Here is a 25,457-nt window from a genome sequence, read left to right on the forward strand (position 1 = left end):
GCCTGTGTTTTTACAGCCAGCTTCATTTCCACTTATTCTTTGACTGCCCCAAGCATCATCCCCGAGATAAAATATCTTTGCAATATCGGATACATCACAACAATCGGCAGCGTTGTTACGACGATTGTTGCTAGTTGGACCCCTTTCGTGGTGGTTTGAATCGCTACGGAACCGATATTTTGCATCGATTGCGTCTGAGACTGCACAATAATTTCATACAGCATCATCTGTAAGGGATATAGCGATTGGTCGGTGATATACAGTTTCGTGGTCATAAAATCATTCCATTGCCCTACCCCGTTAAATAGGGCGATTGTGGCCATGGCCGGCATAGAAAGAGGAATGAATATGCTCAGAAAAACTCTCCAGTCGCCACCGCCGTCGATCTTTGCCGACTCTTCCAGCGAATCCGGCACATTGCGGAAGAAATTCATCAGAATGATGACATCATAGAAGCTTAAGAGAGCCGGAATAATATAAACCCAGAAGGTGTTCAGCAGGCCCAAGCTTTTAATCAATAAGTAGGTCGGAATCATACCGCCCGAGAAAAACATGGTGATGACACCCATCGCAACGTAGAACTTGCGGCCGCGGACGTATTTTTTGCTCAGGCCGTAACCTACCATGGCACAGAAGAATACATGGGTGATAACCCCGATCACGGTTTTGGCAACCGAGATGAAAAAAGCCTGCCATATGCCTGTATCTCTGAACACAGCCTGATAATTCTCAAGCGATAATTCTTTAGGCCAAAAGATAAACCCGCCCTCGGCAAGGGCCCTGCCCGAACTGAAGGATGAAACGACGACGTTCCATAACGGAACGACAATAATAATCGTAAATACAACCAATAGGATGATGTTGATCGTATCAAAGATCTTGCTATCGAGATCCCCTTTTGCTGCTTTCGAATTCACCGTAATGCCTCCCCCTGCATGGCCTATAGAACGGATTGATTATCATTTAATTTGCTGGTCACCTTATTAGCCGTAACGAGCAGAATGACCGATATGATGGATACACCCAAACCAACCGCGGTGGCATAAGAGAAATCCCCTTGCGTCATCCCCATCCGGTACACGTACGAGTTAATGACTTCTGCCTTTTCCCGGTTCTGTGAATTCATGAGCACCAAGGTTTGATCCAAATTCGACCCCAATAAACCGCTTACAGTCAGGATCAGATTTAAGCTGATAATCATCTTCATGTTAGGCAGTGTGATGTTCCAGATTTGTCTGAGGCGACTCGCACCATCGATTTTTGCGGCCTCATAGTAAGTAGGATCAATCTTAGACATGACCGCCAAATACAGAATCGTCCCCCACCCAGCTTCTTTCCAGATATCCGATAAGGTCGCAATCCACCAATACTTGCTCGGGTCGAGCAGAATATTTTGCGGCTGCGAGATCAGTCCTAAGCCAAGCAGCACTTCGTTAAGTAAACCGGAGGTGGAGAACCAGGTAATGAGCATTCCGCCCAGCACGATCCATGACAAGAAGTGAGGCAGATACGAAATGGTCTGTACGAACTTTTTGAACCGGCCCATGCTAACCTCGTAAATCATAATGGCCAAAATGATCGGAATGACAAAGCCCACCGCCAATTTCAAAAAGCTGATGCCCAGCGTGTTGACTACGGAATCCCAAAAATACTTGTCCGATATAATAATTTTGAAATTGTCCAGGCCAACCCACGGAGCGGAATCCAGCGTATCAATGACGGTGTAATTTTTAAAAGCAATGGATAAACCATAAATCGGTATGTAGCAAAAAATAAACATAAAGATAATACCGGGAAGAATCATCGATTGAAGCTCCCATTGCCGCTTGAAATCAATGAAAAACTCCTTGATTCTCTGCCCTCGCGGCTTCTTTCCGGTTGGTTGAACCGGGCCTGTGCCGGTTGGCTGAACTAAAACGGTTTTGCCCACCTGGTAAGCCTCCTTTGATCACAAAATGACAGACTCAAATAAAAACGTTTTTATTTTTTGACAAAAAATATCCTCCTATTTTGTATCATTTTTAAAAAAAGAATCGGAATAATCATTGGCCCTTTCACTTAAACCGGTTTATTCCGATTGATCTTCACATGACTGGTGCCGCGAACGACAAGCTCCCCAGGCAATTTCTGAGTCTTGCCTTGCTCTTTCTTCTGAATCATGCGAACCAGGTGATCCACGGCCAGAATGCCTTGTCTTGCAATCTGATTGCGTACGGTCGATAGAGGCGGTGTAAAATACTGCGCAATATCAATATCATCGAAGCCCACGACGCTTATATCTTGGGGAACCTCGTATCCCAGGGATTTCAGGGCCCGAATACAACCGATGGCACTCACGTCGTTACCGGCAAGAAAAGCATCGGGCACTTTGTCGGGGTGCAGGTGAAGAAAGGATTTCACTGCGTTATAGGAGCCTTCTTCCTCAAAATAACCTTGCAGGATATAGTCTCCATCGATGGGAAACTGACACTCGCGCAGAGCAGCCAGATATCCTTCTTTCCGCTGAACGCTGTCAAACATCGTATCCACGCCGGAAATATAGGCAATCTTCTTATGCCCCAGGCTGATCAAATATTTAGTCGCTTCATAACCGGCCTCATAGGAGTCGAAAATGATGCTGCCCATCGTCTCTTTCTGAATCTCGCGATCCAGGAACACGGCATTGATCTTGTCCTTCTCCATAGCGGCGATGTCTTTGTCGTCGATCCTCAGCTCTTCGAATATGATGACGCCATCCACCCGGCCGCCCATAATATTGCTCATGATAACCTGCTTATCCTTCGTAATAAACACATTCAATCCGTAACCCAAACGGTCGCATTCATGTGACATCGACTCAACCAGTGTGTAGAAGTAGGGCCCTGCCACGCTTGTTGTAAAAAAGCCAAGCATCTTGGTCTTCCCCGACTTCAGCAGCTTCCCGTTCAGGTTCGGTACATAATTTAATTGTTCTGCCACCTTCAGAACATGTGATTTGGTCTCCGGGGTCAATACATCCACGTCATTCAATGCATTCGAAACCGTTGAAATGGAGACTCCGGCTGCTTTAGCTACATCCTTGATCGTTACCTTACCCATATAACCATTCTTCCTTTGCTATAAAAACGTTTTTATGTACATAAAATACCATACAAGCGCTTTCAACACAATCCTTTTTTTAATAAGCGGGAAAACAAACCAAAAGACCGCCCACTTTACGTGAGCGGTCCACTGAGCCTGCCTTCCATACCAACGATGAAGTTCTACTGCTTAAGATATCGTTAAACATGCTTATGGTTTATTCTCATGATCGGCAAACCCTAGTTTCTCCAGCACCGCCATGCGCTCCAGCAGCTTCACACCGCTCAGCTGGGTGCTCAGGGATACCGGATCTGCCGGCGCCTGGCTCCAGTCCGTTCCGAACAGGCATGCGGCGCTTCGCCCGGCGTCCCACAGCACGCCGGCATTTACGGCGAGCATCGGGACGGCAAACCGGGCCGCCTCCTCCGAGGCCAGGCTCAGCTCAGCCAGGTAGCGGACCAGGATGCCTTTGAACAGGCCGCCGTCCCCGCTTCCTTCGTCCGGGAGCACGCCATCATCCGCGGCAAGCTCCGCCTTGGCGGCCTCGGCCGTGCGCAGAGCATCCACGAGGAAGCCCAGCTCCCCGCTCACCCGCCACAGCTCCACGCCAGCTCCGATAAAGACACCCTGGCAGTAGGTAAACTTCCAGTCCTTATCAATGCTTCCGTCCCCGGTCCGGTTCATGCCGTCCCAGACGAAGCCGGTGGCGGGATCGACCAGGGAGCGCTGCTGCCAATCGTATATTTTGCGGGCCCACTCCAAATCCTCCGCGCTGCCAAAGCACCGGTACAGCCTTGCCGCGAGAATGGCGGCGGGCGCATTGGCCGGGGTGTTTTTGTAAGCCAGCTGGGATTTATGCCACGCGATGCCGCCTCCCATATGGTCGTTCCATCCGCTCTGGATGTCCTCCCACAGGATGTGGACGGTTTCCTTGTACTTCTCCTCGCCGGTCGCCTCGTACGCGCGCAGCCAGGCGAGCGCCATCCATTCCATATCGTCGTACAGCTCATTCGGGTACACGCCGCCGTTCCGGCGCCGGATGCCGTCATGCAGCTCCGCGAGCGTCTCCCCGTAAACCGCCTCGCCGGTGCGCAGCAGTCCGTCCACCAGCACGTCGGCGGCATGCGCCATCCACCAGTAATGAAAAATCGTGTTGCAATCGCCGTTCGGGCACGGCGTTTCAATATTAAACATGGCGATACCCGGGTTCCAATAATGCCGGCGCAGCGCTTCCTGCGCCGCGTCCGCGCGTTCTGACCACAGCATGGCGGCCTCTCTCCCCTTTCAACGGCACCCGAATGGAGTGCTTTTCATTCCGCTTACTCAACCAGCCCGGAACGCTCCACACCTTGAATGAAATACCGCTGCAGAAAGAGATAGACGACAAGCATCGGAATCAGCGCAAGGAATGTAGCGGCCATGACGACAGGCAGGCTGAACACTTCAAAGCTGCTGCCTGTCAATGTATCCAGAGATTGATAGAGCCGCGGAAGCATCATCGGCAAGGTGAACTTCTCCTCCGACGTCAGGAAGATCGACGGCTCGAAGAAGTCATTCCAGTGCCATACCAAGGACAGCAGGGTCGTTACGACGATCGCAGGCGGTGTAAGCGGGAGAATAATTCTCCAGTATACGCGGAAGCTTCCGCAGCCATCCACCCTCGCCGCATCCTCCAGCTCCCACGGAAGCCCGCGGAACAGCTGGCGGAAGATAAAGATGAACAGGGCGCCCCTAAGCCCATTCGCAAAAAAAGAAGGCACGATCAGCGGCATCACGCTGTCCAGCCAGCCGATCGTCTTGTACTGCATATACAAAGGGACGATGATCGTTTGCGGCGGAATGATCATCGTGAACATGCACAGCACGAACAGGACTTCCCGTCCGGGAAACCTAATGCGGGAGAAACCATAGGCGACGAAAGAGCAGGATAATACCTGGCCGATCACACTCACTACGGAAATGAGGGCCGAGTTATTGAAATGCGTCCAAAACTGCAGCCCCTTCATCCCGTAGTAGAAGTTTTCCCACGCCAGACTTGTCGGAATCCACTTGATCGCGAAGTCGATCAGATCCACCGGATGCTTGAGCGAGGTCGTGATCATATAGATAAACGGATAGAGAAAAACAAAGGCCAAGTCAATCAGAATGACGTACACGAAAATGCGGTAAATGAGCGCGAACCAGCGGCTTTTGCTGCTGATCCGGCTGATGACGCTGTTATTTCTTAACGCTTTCGCCCGGTGAGAGATACTTTCGGGCTGCACAGCCACACGCTGCTTGGTCTTCGACATCGGAATCGGTTTCACGCTGCACCACCTCCTTGCTCCTCATTCTCATTTTTCACCTGTGTATACGACTAAGCGTCTGGTTGAAGCAAATACGATAATGAGCAGCAGGAAGATAAACAAGAAGTAGATCCAGCCCATACCGGACGCGTAACCCATTTCGATCTTCGTAAAGGCCGTATCTTTGATATAGACCATCATCCTGTTGTTGATATCCGTAAAGGAATCCACGCATGTATAGACGAGATTAAGCAGGATGATCGGTGAGATCAGCGGCAGCGTGATTTTCCAGAACATCTCCCATTCGGTTGCACCGTCACATCTGGCCGACTCATAGAGCGACAGAGAAATCCCCTGAAGTCCGGCTAAAAAGAGCAGGATCTGCACGCCAGTCTTCCAGAAGATCACGGTAAGCCTGCTCAGCATATCGAAGACGATCTGCGAGAACGTCGGGCCCATATACAGAAATACTTCCTCCGGAACGCCGATGCCGTTCACCAGCGTGTCTTTGCCGACCCCTGCGTAGAGCAGCTGCTGCATCGCAAGGCCGGAGCCGATCAAAACAGGCAGGAAAAATGCAGCCCGGAAGAAGGCGCGCCCGCGGATCTTATGATTCAGCAGGATCGCGATAAACAAAGAGAAGACCAGAATCAGCGGCGTATTGATGACGGCATCCTGCACCACCGAAATGAACAACGGAATAAACTGCGTATCCAGCACGAACGCTTTGTTGAAATTTCCCCAACCGACAGGCTCCAGGTCGAAATTGCCGACGCCGACCACTTCATGAAAGGCCAGCCAAAGGGAGTAAATCAGAGGATACAGCATGAACAATGCGAACCCGATCGCCCATGGAGCGATATAAACATAGCCTGCCAGCATCTTTTTTCGTTCCAGACTCAACTTTTTCCCTGTCATGCTGATCCCCCCTTCGGCACCACGATGAAGTTTTTGCCCGGAACGACATGATGATCGACCGTCACCTCACCCGGCGTATAATTGACAATGACGCGAGTCCCGTCCTCATATACAACCTCATAGACATCATCCTGCAGCTTGCGGTGCTCCTTCATCGTCTGCGACCATACCGTCCTCAGCTTGTCGTTCATCTCTTTATAGTATTGGACCGCTTGATCCACCCAGTTGCTGTAAGCCGAGCTGAACAAATCGCTGTAGATGGTGTCCTTCAAATCTTCAGAGTGGTTCATCGTTAATTGGTAGTACGGCATATAGCCGTATTCCACCATTTTGAGGTACTGCAGCTGTGGATCGTAGAACAAATTTTGCGGATCGCCCGAGTAAGGAATAATGCCGTGCAGCGCCATCTGGTAGAACGGGATCGTTTCGTCGGTAAAGAAAAAGCCGCTGTCCTCCATCGGGATACCGAACAGGCGGGAGGAATGCTTCAGGCTGTATCCATTGCCCCCAACCGAGGCCGCACCGCCGAACTGCAGGACCGATTTCTCCATCATTTCCGTCCACTGCTTGGCTGTCCCCCCGCGCTTCAGCGGGTAATCGTCATTATAATCGTAGTAGAGCTGACTGCCGATGCCGTCGAAGTTAATGCCGGTAATGCCCAGCTTGCGCAGCGGATTCAGCACTTTCTTCTGGAAATGCGCATTCTGCTTGCCTGCATTCAAGTAGAAGAGCTCGCTGTAACGGTCGGTCACGACAAAATGATTGGCTCCGACAACGACGTCTTTACGCGACGAGAACCCGTCGTTGCCCTTCCATGCCTCGACATAGTTGTCCTGCAGAAAAAGCTGGTAGTTCTTCGCCTTCGCATACTCGCTCAGCTTCGCCAGCCCGCTTGTGCCGCCCAGCTTACGGGAAGGCTTATATCCCGACGGATAACTCATGTAGCCTTCGCCCGTCCATCCGAGCAGGTTCGCCGAAATCGACTGAACGCCGCGCTGGCTGAGGTCCTCCATCATATCCTGCGCCTCTGAGAACGTCGTATTTTGAATAAAATGATCGATCAGAATCTGGTCCTTCTTAATGCCCATAAGCAGGTCAAGCCCGAAAGGAACCGCCTCCCCTTTCTTCACCTTCGGAATCACGCCTTGCTCGTCGAGCAAATACTCCCTGTAGGCAGTCGCCATATGGCTGTAATCGGCTTCTTTGCCGCTAAAGAACATGTAGCGGATGGTATGATCCTCGCGGATCAGGTCCTTTTCGGGCTTCTTCGTCAGATTGCCGTCTTTCTTAACCGCTTCATACTCGCGCCTGTAAACGAGCTCGGAAGATATTCGGTTCAAATTAATGAGATAGCCGCTCGGCGAATAGAGGATATTCGCGTCGTATTCTCCCTGGGTGATGATCCCCATAAAGGAGTTATTGCCCACTTTCAAGCCGAAGATCGGCAGCATCGCGTTTTGTTCCCGTCCGAAAAAATTGAAGGTAATCGTATCCGCGCCGTAAACGCTCGCACGATAAGGATTCAAATAATTCGGGTGGTTCGTCTTAAAATAAGACAGCGCACCCGGCCCGTCGGGATAGACCGCATAGCCTTGATCGTGATCCGATGCCGCTCCGAAGAAGGGAAGCGGAGCAACCGACATGAGCCAGTTGTCTTCCCCTTCCTGGATCGATTGGCCGGGTACGGTGACTTCGAGGGCGTTCCCCTTCAATTGGAAGCTCATATCGAAGCTGATTTTCAGCCTGGGCAGCTCGTAACGGACCGATATCCCGTTTTCCAGTGAGGTCGTCGTCATCTTCGGCCGCTCAAGTGCAAAGTTCGTCTCCTGCGTTTCCAGCGCAGGCAGATGGGGATCCGTGTAGGTCAGATGAAAAATCGACTGACTGCTGGCGGTCCACAGCTCATTCCCGTCCGTTTCGACATCCTGCAGCGGAACTGCCGATTCCCACCGGTACCCGCTGCTCTTGTCGATCACCGCGATGGCGGAATCGGATGAGCGGAACTGCAGCTCAAGCCGGTCGTTCTCGGCGATCTTCTCATAATGGGTTGGCTTCTGCGGCTGTCCGCTCTCCTCCGGAGCCGGCATCTGCTCACTCTCAACGACCTGGTTCTTATTCGGCCGCATTTCCTCCTTGGCCCGTTCCATGGCCCTTTGCACGGAGGGTAACGCCAGAAGCACGAGCGCAGCAATGATGACGCTGACGGTTAAATAGTAGATCCATCGTTTGGCGAGTCTCGTTTTCATGGTACCCCCCTCAATTTTCCAGTAAGTATCTGACTTCTACGGCCACTTCACGCACAAATTGAAGAACGTGGTTCGTCAAGGCGAAGACAAGCCCTACCGTTCCCCAGAAAATAATAAAGGCAAAGATGGATAAAAGGAGGACGCCGACCGCCTTCTTAAAGGTATAATCGTTCAGCACCTTCAGTTGAATGAAGATGAGCAGGGCCACCCACAGCCATATGATCGAATTGATGCTGTTGTACAGCCCCAGTTCGCCCCTTGACATCACCAAGGAGACGGCAGCCAGCGGGATGGTAAATACGATATAGGGAATCAAGGCATAGGACATTGCGGTCAGCACTTGGCTGAAGTAGGCCTCGCCGTCCATAATCGCCGTAATTAAATAACAGGCAATCACGCCCGAGATCAGCGGCACGACGAAGCGGATGATTTCCAAATTCAAATTGGCATCCTTCGGCTGAAGCGACGTCATATGAAAGCTGGTCATATAGATCGAGATAATTCTGACGCTGATGGTCAGCAGGATTAAGACGAATGCCGAGATCAGATGCTTGTTTTTCTGCAGCTCCTCAAAACCGTCCACCGGATGGAACAGTATTGCTATGCCCAGCCGCAGTGACCGGAGACCCGACTGTTTGATATCCGCCGTTCTGATCAATAGCCATACCTCCTTATGACGGTATTCGTGACGCGGATCATGAATTTGACGATAAAGTAGACGGCGACCACGAGGAGAACGACGGCCAAGATAATCCAGCCCAAATACTCACGCAACAAGCCATGCCGGTACTCGGCAAAAGCGAGTGAATACCCTTCCTGGTCATTGCCCAGCTTAAATTCCCGCATCGCTTCCTTCCATCTCTCTTCCTTCATCAGCGCTTTCGCCACGCCGCGATGGGCAAGCGGATAGTTCTCGTCGATCTTCAGCACTTCCTTCCAGGGCACCATCGCTTCCTGGTAACGCCCGTTGAAGTGCAGCTGGCTCGCTTGGTGGACCAATTCAGCGAAGCGTGTCGGCTGAAAAATTTGAATGTTATTGCGGTCCCGGTCCAGCACGTAGATTTTGCCCGCCTTATCGACGACGATGCTCGTCGGGTATTCAAAGCGCCCCTTCTCATCGCCTTGTCCGCCGAATACAGCAAGCAGATTGCCTTCCTGATCGTATTGATAGATCTTCCGCGACATCGCGTCGAGCGCGTTCACGACCCCGTATTGATCGACAGCCATATCGATGAAATATGGGTTTTCCAGCGCCCCGCTTTCGATCGAGGCTTCGCCGAAAAATGCCTTCTTGTAGATGTTTTCACCCATGGCATTAAACTTCTTGAGCTGGTCCGCTTCGATCAGAACCGTCGGCGTATAAATAAATCCTTTACCGTCGATCGTGATATTTGAATTTTGCGGAGGAACCGCATTGTTCAGCTGCTCCCGCTGCTCCGGTGTTGCCAGTAACCGGATGAGCAGCTTCTTCCAGTCGAACGGAACGCGGTTGGCGCCGATGTAGCCGCGGAACTGGTTCATCGCGTCGATCATCATGAAGCCGCTGTAGTCATTTTTATTGAGCGCATAGAGATAACCGCGCCGGTCCATGATGACTTTATCCGGGGAAAAATCCAAATCTTCGCTCAGCAGGGAAGATTCCGGCTTGACGAACTCTTCGATTAACTCCCCTTTTGGAGACAGATGAATGATCCTGCCGCTGCCCGTGTCCGCTACGAACATATGACCGAGGCTATCGACATAGATACCGCTCGGACTGCTGAGCTCGACGCCTTGTTCTTTCCCGAAGATGCCCAGCACTTTCCCTTGGCCGTCCAATTTCACAATCCGGTTGTTATCCGTGTCGGCTACGTATAAGAGCCCCTTCTCGTCGATAAACAAGTCGTTAGGTTTATTCAAGCCGGGCTGGCCAACATCCATAATGATCGTGTCTACCGTATAGGTCAGGGGGATCGGCATCCGATGGCCATACATCGGATCGAGCGTATAAGACATTTGCGGGAGCGCATGGGCAGGCAAGCTGCTGATCAGAAACAGCAGACCGCCGAGTATACTCGCCGTTATTCGTTTGTACACCATATCCGCCCCCTATGATTTGATCCCGGAATGAACCATCGTATTCATAATCAGCTTCTGAAACAGCAGGAAGATGAGAATCGGAGGAAGCGTCATCAGGAACGTGCCGGCAGCCAGCGCACCCGTCCGCGCAACGACGCCAGGCCCTCCTGCCAGTGTCTGAATCGCCAGCGGCAGCGTCTTCATCGATTCACTTGTCGTAAACACGAGCGCCGAAAAGAAATCGTTCCAGTTCCCGATGAAAGAGAAAATAATCAACGTTGCCCAGGCCGGCTTGCTCACCGCCATAATCACCCTCCAGAAGATTTTCCAATCCGATGCGCCGTCGATATGCGCAGCCTCGATCAGGGCATCGGGAATTTGGTCGAAGAACTGTTTCATGAGGAAGATGTTGAAGGCCACGGCGATCTTCGGCAGAATTAACGCCCAATACGTATTGACCAAGCCTAAGCTCGATACGATCATATAGGTCGGGATCTGGGTCACCTGCGGCGAGAACATCAGAGCGGACAGGATGACGGAGAAGATGAAGCCCGCACCCGGCGGCTTGAACTTGGATAACACGTACGCTCCCAGGCAGCACACAACCAAGCTGGAGAGCACGACCCCAACGGAGACGAACAAGCTGTTGAAGATGTACCGCGAGAAAGGAACGACAGAGCTGTCCGTCGCGGTAAGCAGATCAAAGAAGCTGCGCAGGGTCGGCTTCTGCACAAAAAATCTCGGCGGATAAAGAAACAGCTCATCGAGCGGTTTGAAAGCCGTGGAAATCATATATACGATCGGCAAGGACGTAAATCCGACCAATGCGATCATAAACGCGTATAACAAACCCCTGTTGAAACGGGCGATAAATTTCGTAAAGCTCATCGTCACGTCCTTTAGCCCCCTTATTGATCTTTGGACGATAGTAACCGCATCACGATGCGGCCTAAGCCGAACGTGACTACAAACAGGAAGACGGCGATTGCCGATGCGTATCCCAGCTCGAACCGGATGAAGGCATAGTCGAACAGATGCGCAATAATCGTATGGCCCGCATAGTTCGGGCTCGGCATACCGGAGATGGCCACGGCAATGTCGAACACCCCGAAAGCGCCGACAATGGCGTTGACCGCGCCGAACAGCAGCTGCGGCTTCATCAGCGGCAGCGTAATGAACCACAATTCCTGAAACCGGCTGGAAATCCCGTCAATGGCACCGGCTTCATACAGCTCTGGCGATACATTCTGCAGCCCCGCCAGGAATACCAGGAATCCCGTACCCATGCTCATCCACAAAGAAACGATGATGATGACCGGCATGATCGTATTCGGATCCGTATTCCAGAGAATCGGTTCGCTGATCATGCCCCAGTTGAGCAGCGCATTGTTCAATAACCCGTAGCGGTCTCCGGAGAATATGTACAGCCAGACGATCGATAAAGCGATTCCGCTCGTAATCGAAGGGACGTAAAAGGCCAACGAGAAGATCATTTTGGCCTTCAGCGTATTGATCACCCACGCGAGTAAAAAGGATAAGCAATAGCTTAGCGGCCCGGCGATCACAGCGAAGATAAACGTATTTTTTAGCGATGTGAGAAAGATGTCGTCTTCCAGAAACAAGACGCTGTAGTTGGATAAGCCTACCCACCTCGCCGGTTGGAGCATGTTGTAGTAGGTGAAGCTGAGATAGACCGACTGCACGACGGGAATGACGGTAAACACGATGAAGAGAATCAGGAACGGGCTGAGAAACAAATAACCGAGCGCAGCCCTCTTTCTTGCGTGAGTCAATTTGAATCGACGTGCCTTCTGCGGTGCCAGCTGGAGCGGCCCTTTAACCTCCACGCTGCTTTGCATACTGCTCCTCCTTCCGCCGCCTTAGTCTTTCGGCGTGAACCCGAATTCCTTCTGCTTGGCGTTAAGCTCTTTGTTAATATCCTTGATGCCCTTCTCCAGCGATTCCCTGATATTCATGCCGCCAAGAACGACGCGGTTCCAGGCGTTATCGATGTTCCGCCCCGTGAAGTAGCCGCCGAGCACGTACGGCTGCTCTTTGTAGTACTTCCATTGGTCCTTCAATGCCTTGAGGTCGTCCTCCGGCCATGGCAGCTGCGATAAAGCGTCTATATTCGCCGTATTCCAGCGGGCCTCGACGCCGAGCAGCGCCTCCAGTTCTTGGCCGAACTGCAGCTGAACCTCTGTACTCGTCCACCATTTCAGGAACTCCCAGGATTCCTGCTGATGCTCCGATTGCTTGAAGATCGCAACGGACTGTACCGCTCCACCGGTCGTGCGGTCAATCGATCCATCGGCCTTCTGATGGCCGGGAGACGGAGCGACGCCCCAGCGTCCGATCAGCTCCGGCGCTGCAGTAGAGAGCTGTACATACGTGAGATAATCTGCGATCCCGATCGGCATTTCCCCAGTACGGAACCTGTTGAAAAAGTTGGCCATGACCGGGAATTTGTAATTGGTATACAGCTCCGTCCATTCCGTGAAGGCCTGGAAGGCTTCCGGTGAATCCAGCGCCGACTTTGTTCCGTTCTCCTTGTAATAGTCGCCGCCATTCTGGTAAAGAAACGGCATGAAGCCAAGCTGCGTGATCGGGTAGTACATCTGCATCCCGTTCTGCTGCAGAATCGGAAGCAGAGCATAGACCTCATCCCATGTCTTCGGGATGCTGACGCCCAGCTCGTTCAAGATATCTTTCCGGAAGACCAGCAAGTTGAAATCCTGCGTTTCCGGAAGCGCATAGTTCCCCCCGTTGTATTTGAAAGGAATGAGCGATCCCGCAAGGAACCGTTTGCTGACTTGTTCATAATCAGGAAACTGCGTTAAATCGACGGAAGCATCCCGGATCGCAAATTCGACAGGCAGATGCGCATCGACGCCTGTTGCGACATCCGGCGCTCTGCCGGAGCTTGCCGCAAGCAGCAGCGTGTTGACGGAGCCCGAGTTCAATTGGCCGGCCGGGAGCGTATTGATGTTGATGCGTATGCCGGTTTTGGGCGTAAAGTCTTCCTCCGCCATTTCCTTCATAATTTCCGCCCACTCTTTGCCCCGGGATACCCAAACCTCGATAACCGGACCCTCTTCCTCCCCCGTTTCGTTGTCGTAGACGCTGCCTACGCCCGTATAGTCCTTCGTAAAGGAAGCCATGAAGTTTTTGAACGTGCTGACCGATTTTTGCAGAACGTTGGATTTTACCTTCGGATATTTCGTATCCGGGGCGCTGATCAGGATGTAATCCAGAACAAGCGGCACATTCTGGAGATCCATCAGCAGCGTGCTGAGGTTCGTTTGGCTGTTGCTGAGCTCTGATAATTGTCTTGGAATCGAATCGGGGTTACGGATCATTTTCTCGAACGTGTGGTTCATCATCCGCAGACTGTTCACCGTGCTCGGCTCTACATCCGACAGAGCCTTGAGCGCATCCATCTGAACGAGCAGATCGTCCGCGATGACCTTCAAGTCCTCAATCAGCTTCGGCACCTTCTTGTTCAGCTCGTATTCGAAGTTTGGATCCGGCGTCGGTCCCGTGATCATAATAATGCGTCTGTACAGATCAGAGAGCTTCTGGGTATCGGCCGTCAAAGCTTCCATGATCGGTTGATACGGCCCGACCTGGGCGGTCATCGTCAGCGTATGCTCGCCTTTCGTTAAGTACACGAGCAGGGGGTCGTCTTTGCCTGTTTGTTCATTGTCCTTATGCAGCGTTTCGATCCGCCAGTTGCGCGAGTAGGTAAAAGGGTACAGCTCCAATTCTTTGAACGGAACTTTCCCATCTATAAGAATTTGACGATAGGACGGCAGCCCATCGCCCCACCATTGTCCAAATTTCAGCCCAATCTTATACAACCCGTCCTGCGGAACCGAAAACGCCCACGATGCCTTCTGACCGCCTTTCCTCCAGCGCCAGTCGCCAAATGCGTTCAGCCGGATTCGCCCATCGCCTGCCGGCTCCATTAACGGATCGCCATTCGATTCTCTGCGGATCGTCGGATCGGATTTCGTCGGATTGTTCTCCGCCTGCACTTTCACATTGATCTGCTGGGCGGGTTCATAGCCTTGTGCGGTGTAGGCCTGTTCTACTTCGGCATAACTGGGCAGCTGCTCCGGTGACGTAATCCGGATCTCGTCGATGGCCATCGGTTCGAGCAAATAATTCATCCGAATGACATGCTTGCCTGCGGTCATATAAAATTGGAAGGGTTCCGGGTACAGACCATTCCCGTCCGAAACCGGAAGGTCCATCCACTGCGGCTTTTCGATTTGCTTGGGTCTGATGTCGTCTCCCTGGTTGTTTTGGGCCGGATCGCCCCGGTCGACCCAGCTTCGGTAGAAATAGATACGCTGCGCCTCGCGAAACGGGCTTTCTCCGTCAATAAGCAGCTCCCGCTGAATCGGCATTCTTTTTCCCGGCATCGGATAATAACTTAGGGCCAGGTTGTAAAGACCGTCCTGCGGGATATCTACCGACCATTCGATCCACGTTGTCTTGCTGTCCCACACAAGAGCGGAAAGGCCGTCTACCGTTTCCAAGACCGGCTTCGTGCCTCCAAACGCCGAATGCTGATCGGCTTTCATCACAATGTCCGGTTGATCGGCAGGCGGATAGCCCTCTTTCTTATATCCGGCCAGCGTCGTCGCGTAAGTCGGCTCCAAAATACTGTTCACGGCTAATTGGTCATTCGTCAGCGGAACGCCCTGATTCTGATTCCGGTCCCGTAAACGTTCGTTGTTGGCATAAGAATGAAAGCTCTCACCGAAGGTCAGCGAAAAGACAAGAAAAGTGATCGATATAAGCATGACTCTCTTCCACTTTAGTGCATCATTCCAACGCCATTTCAAGCACTGTCACCTCTTTGTCGTTCAATTCATCAGGATGTCCCTTAAGCGGTTCTTTTCCTTCTGATGAAGAAAGGGGACAGGTGATTCAGCCGCCCCCTCCTTACCGGTCCACCTTGATTATTTCGATTCCAGTTTTTTGAGCTCGTTATCGACGTTCTTCTTGACTTCGTCCAGCAGCTTTTTCGGCTCGCCCTTTCCGTTCAAGGCCAAATCCTGAACGCGGAAGGTTTCATCCCACAGCTTCTGGCCGACGGGCGTAACTGGGCGGTAATGCGCCACAGGCATTAAATCGACGAATACCTTCAGCTTGGGATTCTCGGTGATCTTAATTTCTTCGTTCACCTTCGGCATCGTCGTAATATCGTTGCCTGCATCCGCCCGCTTGGCCCAGAGCAGCGTGCCCTTATAGCCGCCGATAAACTTAAGGAGCTCCCATGCTTCCTGCGGATGTTTGGCTCCCTTCGGCATGACCCAGGAATGGCCGCCTGCCCATGTCGTTTGAGGATAGCCTTCCGCGGAAGGCATCGGCGCGACGCCCCACTCGAAGGTAGGCTTCACCTTCGCATTGCTGGTCAAATCGTTCAGCACCCAGTTGCCGTCCACGACGAATCCGACTTTGCCGGTCCAGAACGAATTGATGCCGGTTTTGCCCATAACATCGTTGAACTTGTTGATTTTGGACATATCGTATTTTTTGGCGTAGCTGACCATCCATTCAAGCGCTTTCACAATTTGCGGGTGGTTTGGCGTCAATTCCTCGCCATTGGTCCATTCTCCGCCGAAGTTCCAGCTTTGCGTGTATAAGTAGGTTTGGTTTGCCCATGGAATAAAGCCGACCTGCTCATAGCCGCTGCCGTTGCTTGTTTTCTTGAACATTTTCTCCGCCATCGCGTCCAATTCCGCAATCGTAACCGGCGGCTTCTCCGGGTCGAGACCCGCTTCCTTCATAAGCGTTTTATTATAATAAAGCGCCCGGTTATCTGTGGTGAACGGCATCGCATAGAGCTGGTTCTTGTAATTCGCTTCCGCCCAGACGCCTGGATAATAATCGTCGGCGCGTACTTCGTCTCCGGCATCGACGAACGGCTGCAGGCTCTCCAGCGATCCCTTCGCCGCCCATTGCCCTACCATGAAGCGGTCGAGCACCGCTACGTCCGGAGGCGTACCGCCGGCAATCAGCGTCGTCAGCTTATCCGTGCCCCCTTGATCGATGATGTATTTCACCTTGATATTCGGGTGCTCTTTCTCGAATTCGCTGATGACAATTTTCGTGTAGTCCGTCTGGAATTTGCCTCCCCAACCCCAGAGTTCAAGTGTTACTTTTTCACCGCTGCCTTTACCCGTATCGGTATTTTTCTTGGCGGTATCCGTCTGTTGATTCGTACTGTCCGTTCCCTTTGTATCCTTGGCTCCATTCTCTCCGCTGGACCCGCCCGAGCCCCCGCAGCCTGTTAATACGAAACATACCGATAATGCGGTAACCAGATACTTGAGCATCGCTCTTCTCAAATGAGTGGCGCCCTTCTTTTTCCTCACTTACATGCCTCCTTTTTGCATATATAAGTTGAAATATTGAACTAGGAATGGGGGCAAGTACGTAAAATGTCCCTACGATCCCTCTTGTTTTCGGATTTCTTGATTTGTTTGAACCCATGTGAGGTAGAAATCCGAAAGCCAAATGTGACCGCTTCGCTTCTTCGGAATCATTTTACTCCCTTGCCTGCATCCTATTCTTTAGTTCATCTTATATAGGTTTTAAATGGTACTAATGAAGTTAATTCCTTTTTAGTGTAAACGCTTTTATGAGAGGGGATAATGAGACTGCTTTTGTATTTCGTGTACTATCTTTACTATCTTGGAAGGGGAGCCATCGGCTTCGCGTTTCAATCCGGGGCAAGAAAAAAAGAGTGCCTGTCATACATGACAGACACTCTTACGGCTGCTCATCGCGGCCTTGGGGATGCTCCATTTTGCGGTTTCCGTACCCCATGACCTTGGCCAATTCAGCATCGACGTTCTTCTTCATTTCATTCAAGAGCTCTCCCGGTTCCCCCTGCAGATTCATCGCCAGCGTTTGCACACGGAGCATTTCATCCCACATATATCCGCCCACAGGTGTGACGGGCCTGATGTAGGCATTCCCAAGCAGCTCTGTAAACACCTTCATCGGTTCCTTCTGATCCAGGCCGAGCTTGGCATTCACTTCCGGAATGCACATCAGATCATTCCTGCCGCCCTCGCGGCCGGCCCATAGGAGCGAGCCTTCCTTGCCCGCTACGTACTTCATAAACCTCCAAGCTTCCTCTTTATTTTTCGCCCCTTTGGGCATGACGAACGACCACCCCCCTGACCATGTGACCGGCCGGCTGCCATCAATTGTAGGCATCGGCGCCACACCCCACTCGAAATCCAAATCTTCCATCTCATTAAGAAGCCAGTTGCCTTCATAGACAAATCCGACTTTGCCGGACAAAAAGGAGTTTCTTCCGGTTTGTCTCATCATCTCCGAAAATTTCAACAGCTTCTTTACATCGTACTTCTCGGCGTAGCCCTGCACCCACTCCAGCGCTTTAACGTTCCGCGGATCGTTCGGCGTCAGCTTCCCGCCTCGCTCCCATTCACCGCCGAAGTTCCATCCATGCGTATACAAGAAGCCCTGACCCATCCACGGGACGAATCCGACTTGATCATATGCGCCGTCCCCGTTCGTTTTAAACATCCTCTCTGCCATGGCATCCAGGCCGGCAATGGTTCTCGGGGGATTGTCGGGGTTAAAACCCGCCTGCTTCATCATCGTTTTGTTATAATACATGGCGCGGCTGTCCATATTCCAAGGGAGGGCGTACGTTTTGCCGTCGTATTGGGATTCCGCCCACACGCTTTTGTAATAAATACTCGCCATATCTTCACGATTCGCATAAGCCGAAATGTCTTCAATGGAGCCCATCGCCGCCCATTCGCCTACAATAAACCGGTCGATCATCGCGACATCCGGCGCCTTCCCTCCGGCAATCGCCGTCAACAGCTTATCCGAGCCTTGTGAATTGTCCGAGTTCTCAATGAAGGTCATTTCAACCTTGATATCCGGGTTTGCCTCTTCGAACGGCTTCACGACCGTATCGTAGAATTCGTCCTGAAATCCGCCGACCCACGAATACCAGAAGCTTATCGTTACAGGGCCGTTATGCCTAATCGAGCTGCTCGCAGCATTTTTGCCTAATAATTCCGAATTAACGTTGAATGTCGCTCCCTTGCTGACATAAGCGTTCCATACCATGATTACGGTGGCCAGGAGTACAAGTATGAAAAGAACAGGCATCTTTCGACGAGTCAAGAACACTTTCATCGTTACCTCCACTTTTAACTTTCTCTTGTAATCATCTACGCACGCTGTCCTATGAAACTCGTTTCAACTGACTTGCTGAGCAGGGCTTCGCTTCGTGAGCGGAATCGTCATGGTTACTTTCGTTCCTTCCCCCAGGCTGCTCTCCATCTCGATCCCGTACTGGGCGCCATATGCGATTTTGATTTGTGAGTTAATATTTCTTAGCGCAAAGCTGCTTTCCTCCGCAGGCTGTTCTCCGCCCAGAATGTGCTGCAATTCAGCCAGCTTATCCGGCGCAATTCCGGCACCGTCGTCCGTAACGACGAATTTCAGGCAGCTGCCTTCCCGGGTAAAGGCGATATCCAGCCGGCCCTTGCCTGATTTTCGCTCCAGCCCGTGATAAATCGCATTCTCTACGATCGGCTGAAAAATAAACTTGAGCACTCTATAATCCATCAGCGATTCGTCCGCTTGCACATAGAGCGTAAACTTATCCTTATACCGGACTTTCTGGATCATGATATAGCTCTCGATCAAATGGACGACCTGGCTGACCGGCACTTCATCCCTTCCCTCGCTCAGACTGATCCGCAAATACTTCGACAGTCCGAAGATCATCGTGCTAATGTCGTCAACTTTATGTATGCGGGCAATCCAGTGGACGGAATCGAGCGTGTTGTACAGAAAATGAGCGTTAATTTGAGATCCCAGCATTTTCAGCTGAAGATCCCGTTCCAGCAGCTTCTGCACATACAGTTCGTTGATTAATTCTTTGATATGGGCCACCATCTGGTTAAAATGGGTAAACAAATAGCCGAATTCGTCCTCTCGTTTATCGACAATCCGGATGTTGAAATCGCCGTCCCTGGCTCGGCGCATCGCATGCGTCATCTTCTGAAGCGGCCGGTGGACGGCAGAAGCGATAATGATCGCGAGCAGGATACCGATGCAGGAAAAAACAATGCCCAGCGACAGCATATACCAGCGAATATCCATCGCTTCCTTCATCAAATCATCGCTGCGCAGCATGCCGACGAGCCTCCAATGGTTCGTCTCCAGTTGACTGTAGACGACCAGCATCTCTTGCCCGTCTATGGAGTAGCTTAGCGTCCCCTGACGCTCTTCCTTGAACGGAATGTCCAGTTTGCTGGACAATAGGATTCCACCCTTATCCCCTTTGATCTGGCCGGTATCGTCAATCATGACGTTGATTCCCGACCCGTCATAATCGATTTCCGCCAAAATTTCCCGGACCTCCGCCGGATCGACTTCGTACAGCACGACGCCGATAATTTCTCCGCGGCCTTTCATATTTTTCTGGGCACGGCCAAAGGTAAAAACAGGCTCGGAGCTCGGACCTTTTATTAATGAAGGCATGATGCCGAAATAGACGAGCCTGCCGTCAGCCTGACGGATTTGTTGATACCAGGCCTCCGTGAAATATTCATAGGGGTAAGAATTGTAGACCGGAAAGGATTCTTTGGGTGAATAGCGGTAGGAGTAGCCCCTCTCGCTGAGCAGATAGATATTATTCATATCATTCCTGGAGTTTACCAGGTTCGATAGAAAGGCGGTATTCGCGTTATTCGTCTGAATCCTTTCCTTCTCGTCCATAAAATCTCCCATGAGCTGCTTCTGAATATCCTTATTGCCGACGACAAGAAGGGAACGGTCCTCGTATCCCTCCAGAAGGATATCGACCCGCTTGCTCATCTGCTGAACATTCTGAAGCGCCATGCCTCCGATTTTGTTCTCCATCATCTGAGCGGATTTATCATAGGATAGATATCCCATAACGGTAATAATGACGATCATGCTGGCTACGTAGAATCCGAACACCTTCATTCCGACCGAATTGAACTTGATTCTATCGATGAACTGCAGTCTCATGAGGTCCCTCTCTTCTTATGCCCCGTAATTACGGTATTGAGCGGGCGTCATGCCTTCCCATTCCTTAAAGGTTTTGACGAAATGCCGAAAATCCCGATATCCGACCCGGTCTGCGACTTCATATACCTTTAGAGGGGTCTGTTCAAGCAATTCTTTCGCCTTCGCGATTCGGATTCGAATGAGATAGCGGCTGAGCGTTTCGCCAACCTCTTCGTGAAACACTCTGCTGAAGTAAGAGGGATTCATGTAAATTTTTTCGGCCACGTTATGAAGGCTGATGCCAAGGTGGTAGTTATCATGGATATAACGCAGCGCCGTTTCTATCGTTCGCTTATGCGCAATTGAGGGTGCATGAGTATCCTTTATGAGGAAGGTGTCCATGATCATGGCCTTCCAATCGCCAATGGAACACCTGTAGAGCTGAAGCTTGTGTTGATGCGTAATGGTGGAAGCCTTGGAATGATCCTTTGCCTGGAGTAGCTCCTGCCACTTGGACAAAAGGATGCTGATGTGCATATTCATTTCATACCGCACGGCAATGGCCGGCGTCTGCTTGATGAGCTCTTGAAGCAGCCCGGTTTGTACATCGAGCAGTTCGGACAATCTGCCCGCATCCTTCAGCTTCATGGCATGCAGAATCCGATTCGACAATGCCGAGTCAAGGGAGTCCGCTTTGTGATCCGTGAGCAGAACGTCCGCCGCCAATTGCCCCATGCATGCAGCCATGCGGTAGTCCAGCTGCTCAGCCGGGCGGGGCTTGGATCCATGACCTGCTGAACTGCCGTCCATCGGGGCAGTGTGGACCTGCCCGGGTCCGTGAACCAAATAGTTCATGCTTATAGTAAGCGCTTCCCTAAAAGAGGATGCAAGCTGCGTCCGCTCTCTTAAGCCGCTGATCCCTATGCTGATTCGAACGCCTAACACTTGAAGCGCATCTTCAATAACGCCATCCATATAGCGGTACAAGTCCTCGACGCCGAAAGAGGTATCGGGCTCACTTAGCGAAGCAATCAGCGCAATGTCCGCAAAATCATTCCCTTGTAAAGGACAAGCCAAGCACCGGATGCCCTTTTGGGACAGGATTTCTTCCACCAAATTTCCGAGCGCGTACCTCATGAGCGAGCATCCGCTTTCGTCCATCTCCCGGTCTCCCCACTCGTGGACGACCATCGCCATAACGATCAGCCGTTTCGGATCGAGGTTGATATGAAGGGCTTCCCATGCGGATTGCATCTCTCGCTCTGTCAAAGATCGGGTTAAACACATCTCCAGGTGCTTCTGTCTGGCGAGCGGCAAGCTTTCCCGAATGCGGCCCGACAATTCCTGCAGGCGGGAGTTCAGCTCCTGCTTCTGTCTGATTTCGCTGATGCAGCGTTCAATAATTTCAAGCAAAATCGGTTCTTCAACCGGTTTGAGAATATAGTCAAACGCTCCTAGCTTGACCGCCTTCTGCGCATACGCAAAATCGCTGAAGCCGCTAATAAAAATAACCTTTGTATCGATTCCGCGCTTTTTAATTTCTTCCATTAAATCCATACCATCCATTGTGGGCATCTTGATATCCGAAATGATAATTTCCGGAACATGGGCTTCGATTAATTCCAACGCCTTGCAACCATCCTCGGCGTCACCGATAAATTGGATTCCGTGTGAGCTCCAATCAATGGTCCTTTTCAAGCCTTCCCGAATCCAGTGCTCGTCATCGACTACCATGAGTTTTATCACTGTGTATGCCCTCCTTTTCGATCAGCCCAACACAAACCAGGCTGTGTTACACCAATATTACAGAAGCAGCAAAAGTAATATAATGTTTTTATCTTTGGATTAAGTGTAATATTTTTACTTCGCTCTGTCTCCTCACATATGCAACAAGCTCTTGGCCCCTGCCAAGGCGATGAAACAAAAATTCCCCCTACGGAAGTAGGAGGAAAGTAATATCGAGGTGCAGGAAAGCCTTCGTCCAACTCCGCACTTTATTAGATAGCTGGGATTATCTCTCTTAGCGCATCACGCGGATGCCGCAGTAATCCATCAGCAGTTCGCAGAACATCATGTTTGCCCACGAGAACCAAGGTCTCGTATACTCCGCCGGATCGTCGGCCTTAAAGCTCTCATGCATCAGCCCGGTTCCCGCGTCCGTTCGGCTCATCACCTGCAGCAGGCGCAGCTTCTCCTCACGGCTGTCCACGGTCAGCCCTTGCATCGCCAGGGCGATATGCCAAATGTAGCCCTGCGGTGTATGCGGGCTGCCGATCCCCTCGGCCGCAGTTCCTTCAAAATAGTAAGGATTGTTTCGGCTCAAAATAAACCGCCGTGTATTCTGGTATACCTCATCCGAAGCGTCCCGGTAACCGAGATACGGAATCGACAGCAGGCTCGGCACGTTGGCGTCGTCCATCAGATTGTGATGGCCCAAACCATCGGTTTCGTAGGCGTAGATCGGGCCGAATTCCGGATGCTGCACGATGCCGTGCTCCCGGATGCCCTGCTCGATCTCCTGCGCAAGCTTGGCGGCCCTGCCCTGCAGTTCTTCATCCTGCAGCACCACGACGGCGATTTCCTGCAAATAGCCAAGCACCACGACGGCGAACATATTGGAAGGAACCAGATAGCCGTATTCGCACGCATCGTCGCTCGGCCGGAATCCGGACCAGGTCATGCCCGTATAAGCCGTCTCCGCGCCTTTGCCGTCCCGCACCAGCGTATCGCTCGGCACGCAGTCCTTCCGCTGGAACCGGTAAGGCGACCGCTCTTCATGGCGCTGCTCCACCGTCCACAAATCCAATATGGCCTCCGCAGCTTGACGGAAGCTGCCCTGGAATTGCGAGGTTCTGCCCGTGTTCTTCCAGAGCAGGTAGCTGAGCTGAAGCGGATAGCAGAGCGAATCGATTTCGTATTTGCGTTCCCATATCCAGGGGGTCATCTCTGTCTCGTCCGCCTGGTGTCCGCGCCCGTTGGCTTCCTCGTTGAAGGCGTTTGCATAAGGGTCCAGCAAAATCGAATCCAGCTGCCGCCGCACCAAGCCTTCGATCATGTCGGCAGCTTCCGGATCCTCCTTCGCCAGCACCAGAAACGGCCGCACCTGCGCGGCCGAGTCGCGCAGCCACATCGCCGGAATATCGCCGGTAATGACGAAAGTCGTTTCGTCCTCCATCCGTTTCAGCGTCGTCCCCCAAGTATTCCTTATCGCATTTTGAAAAATGTCCAGCAAACGCGTCTCTCCGGCCAGCTGTTCGGACATTCTCCCGGCCAACCGTTCCAAAGTAACAGGCTCCGTACCCAGTGATTTCATGCGCTCTCCTCCTTGGTTATGGCATCATAAGCGTCGAAAGTTAATGAATATATCAGCTATGCTACCGTATGAATACACAAAAATTATATTGGTTGGTAAGTTAACATGTCAATATACTTTTTATAACATTCTATCGTTAAATATTATATTATTTAAAAGAAAAACGGCATTCCCGCTGAGGCCTGCCGCTTTGGTTCCAGCTCTATTTGTGTTTCATGGCAAGCCCGCCGTTCCGGACAGGTCCCGCCGACAAGCCTTCGACGAGCTCGGCATCCAGCAGAATTTTACCGGGAACGCTCTCGCCGTTTCGCAATTTAAGCACGTTTTCAAAGGCGAGCCTCCCCATCTCATTCTGCTTCTGCCGCATATGGGTGAACAAGGAGCCGGCAGCGTCATCCGGACTGTCAAAGCATACAATCGACAGGTCTTCCGGCACACGGATCCCCGACTCCAGCGCCGCCTCATAAGCAAGCCTGGCGATGTTGTATTCCATGGCGAACAGAGCGGTAATCTCCGGATGGGCCGCGAGATGGCGCTTGATATGTTCCTTCTCCTTCTTCTTGTTCTCCGGTACAAAGGCAGCCGGCAGCGTCGCCGTAATGTTCTCCATCCACAGGCTCCGGTCGGCGGCAATGCCGCTTTCCGCATGGGCCTGGATAAACCCTTCGATCCGCTCCTCGATGGCGGTCGTATCGCGGGGCGGGGTGGTCATAAGGCCGATATGGGTATGCCCAAGTCCGAACAGGTAATGGATCAGCTGCTTGGACGCCGATACGTTGTCCGTGCTGATGGAGCTGGCGGAGACGCCTTTCAGGTGCCGGTCCAGCAGCACGAACGGATACTCGCTGATGACCAGTTTCAAAATTTCGGCATTGAAGTATTCGCCCTGCGCCGGGAAAATAATGAGCCCGTCCACCCCGATCTCCAGAAGGCCCTGAATCGCTTCCTGCTCTCTGGCGGTCTCTCCTAACGACCTGCGGAGAATCAAATAGCTGTCATGCTCGCGGGATGCTTCCTCCATGCCGAAGACGAGGCCCGTTCCATAGCTGTCCCCAAAGTCGGTCATGACCAGTCCGATCAGCAGCTTGCCGCTCTCCCGGCGCCGCTTGGACGCTGCCCCCGCGCGGGACGGCGGTGTTCCTCCCCCGCTTTCATAATCCTCGGCCACAAAGGAGCCTCTCCCCGGCTGGCGGACAATGTATCCCTCCTGCGTAAGCATCTCCAGCGCCTTCTTGCTGGTGATCCGGCTGACGCTGTAGGCTTCGCCCAGCTCCTTTTCCGATGGGATCCGCTCCCCCGGCATATATTTTCCGGCTACGATCTGATCGCGCAGTTCTTCAAAAATTTGTTCGTACATCGGCTTCGACGACGATTCATGCGACACGTTGCAACCTCCTCTGTCTCTGGGTCCACAAGTTCAGCTCAGCTGAACCATTCTACAATCTCTAAATAATATATCATGTTATATTCGCTTTGTGAATAGCCGCCGGACTGGAACCCCCGTTGAACGGCATCTTCACCCTGCCCCAG

Annotated in this window: 18 protein-coding genes; all 18 read right to left on the minus strand. The window is 51.9% G+C overall.

The annotated features are described in order from the left end of the window. Positions 1–32: 32 nt before the first annotated feature. The 18 genes from MKY74_RS01360 to MKY74_RS01445 all read right to left on the minus strand — a co-directional run bounded on the left by MKY74_RS01360 (position 33) and on the right by MKY74_RS01445 (position 25,311). Complete coding sequence (locus MKY74_RS01360; protein WP_076172760.1) at positions 33–917, minus strand: carbohydrate ABC transporter permease; 885 nt, start codon at positions 915–917, stop codon at positions 33–35. Between the two features lie 23 nt (positions 918–940). After that, entirely contained in the window at positions 941–1,930 is a 990-nt protein-coding gene (locus MKY74_RS01365) for an ABC transporter permease (protein ID WP_179232075.1), read from the minus strand. A 128-nt stretch (positions 1,931–2,058) separates the two neighbouring features. Beyond that, positions 2,059–3,078 (minus strand): LacI family DNA-binding transcriptional regulator, encoded by a 1,020-nt coding sequence (locus tag MKY74_RS01370; RefSeq protein WP_076172759.1) that lies wholly within the window; start codon positions 3,076–3,078, stop codon positions 2,059–2,061. Positions 3,079–3,270: 192 nt separating this feature from the next. Next, the gene (locus tag MKY74_RS01375) at positions 3,271–4,326 is read right to left on the minus strand and encodes a glycoside hydrolase family 76 protein (protein WP_076172758.1); all 1,056 of its coding nucleotides are present in this window, start codon (positions 4,324–4,326) and stop codon (positions 3,271–3,273) included. 53 nt (positions 4,327–4,379) lie between these two features. Beyond that, the gene (locus MKY74_RS01380) at positions 4,380–5,366 is read right to left on the minus strand and encodes a carbohydrate ABC transporter permease (protein ID WP_084203981.1); all 987 of its coding nucleotides are present in this window, start codon (positions 5,364–5,366) and stop codon (positions 4,380–4,382) included. Between the two features lie 27 nt (positions 5,367–5,393). Continuing rightward, complete coding sequence (locus tag MKY74_RS01385; RefSeq protein ID WP_076172757.1) at positions 5,394–6,263, minus strand: carbohydrate ABC transporter permease; 870 nt, start codon at positions 6,261–6,263, stop codon at positions 5,394–5,396. Next, positions 6,260–8,509, minus strand: a complete 2,250-nt coding sequence (locus MKY74_RS01390) for a DUF5696 domain-containing protein (RefSeq protein ID WP_076172756.1) — start codon at positions 8,507–8,509, stop codon at positions 6,260–6,262. The genes MKY74_RS01385 and MKY74_RS01390 overlap by 4 nt, the downstream gene beginning before the upstream one ends. Before the next feature lie 10 nt (positions 8,510–8,519). Then, complete coding sequence (locus MKY74_RS01395; RefSeq protein ID WP_076172755.1) at positions 8,520–9,167, minus strand: Yip1 family protein; 648 nt, start codon at positions 9,165–9,167, stop codon at positions 8,520–8,522. Next, positions 9,164–10,588: an NHL repeat-containing protein gene (locus MKY74_RS01400; protein WP_076172754.1), complete on the minus strand. Its 1,425-nt coding sequence runs from the start codon at positions 10,586–10,588 to the stop codon at positions 9,164–9,166. Before MKY74_RS01400 ends, MKY74_RS01395 begins: the two co-directional genes overlap by 4 nt. A 9-nt stretch (positions 10,589–10,597) precedes the next feature. Next, the gene (locus MKY74_RS01405; RefSeq protein WP_076172960.1) at positions 10,598–11,455 is read right to left on the minus strand and encodes a carbohydrate ABC transporter permease; all 858 of its coding nucleotides are present in this window, start codon (positions 11,453–11,455) and stop codon (positions 10,598–10,600) included. Positions 11,456–11,475: 20 nt separating this feature from the next. Then, a complete protein-coding gene (locus MKY74_RS01410) occupies positions 11,476–12,426 on the minus strand; it encodes a carbohydrate ABC transporter permease (protein ID WP_076172753.1) in 951 nt (316 codons plus the stop codon). Between the two features lie 21 nt (positions 12,427–12,447). Then, the gene (locus tag MKY74_RS01415; RefSeq protein ID WP_076172752.1) at positions 12,448–15,378 is read right to left on the minus strand and encodes an extracellular solute-binding protein; all 2,931 of its coding nucleotides are present in this window, start codon (positions 15,376–15,378) and stop codon (positions 12,448–12,450) included. Positions 15,379–15,537: 159 nt separating this feature from the next. Then, on the minus strand, positions 15,538–16,956 hold the full coding sequence (locus tag MKY74_RS01420; protein ID WP_076172751.1) for an ABC transporter substrate-binding protein: 1,419 nt from the start codon (positions 16,954–16,956) through the stop codon (positions 15,538–15,540). 397 nt (positions 16,957–17,353) lie between these two features. Next, on the minus strand, positions 17,354–18,766 hold the full coding sequence (locus MKY74_RS01425; protein WP_084203979.1) for an ABC transporter substrate-binding protein: 1,413 nt from the start codon (positions 18,764–18,766) through the stop codon (positions 17,354–17,356). 63 nt (positions 18,767–18,829) lie between these two features. After that, entirely contained in the window at positions 18,830–20,635 is a 1,806-nt protein-coding gene (locus MKY74_RS01430) for a cache domain-containing sensor histidine kinase (RefSeq protein ID WP_076172749.1), read from the minus strand. A 15-nt stretch (positions 20,636–20,650) separates the two neighbouring features. Further along, positions 20,651–22,360 (minus strand): response regulator transcription factor, encoded by a 1,710-nt coding sequence (locus tag MKY74_RS01435; RefSeq protein ID WP_076172748.1) that lies wholly within the window; start codon positions 22,358–22,360, stop codon positions 20,651–20,653. A 274-nt stretch (positions 22,361–22,634) separates the two neighbouring features. Next, entirely contained in the window at positions 22,635–23,876 is a 1,242-nt protein-coding gene (locus MKY74_RS01440; protein ID WP_244169332.1) for a glycoside hydrolase family 125 protein, read from the minus strand. A 253-nt stretch (positions 23,877–24,129) separates the two neighbouring features. Continuing rightward, positions 24,130–25,311, minus strand: a complete 1,182-nt coding sequence (locus tag MKY74_RS01445; RefSeq protein ID WP_244169325.1) for a GntR family transcriptional regulator — start codon at positions 25,309–25,311, stop codon at positions 24,130–24,132. Positions 25,312–25,457 lie beyond the last annotated feature (146 nt).

The sequence above is a fragment of the Paenibacillus sp. FSL R5-0378 genome (genome assembly GCF_038009285.1).
Classification (GTDB): domain Bacteria; phylum Bacillota; class Bacilli; order Paenibacillales; family Paenibacillaceae; genus Paenibacillus_AQ; species Paenibacillus_AQ favisporus.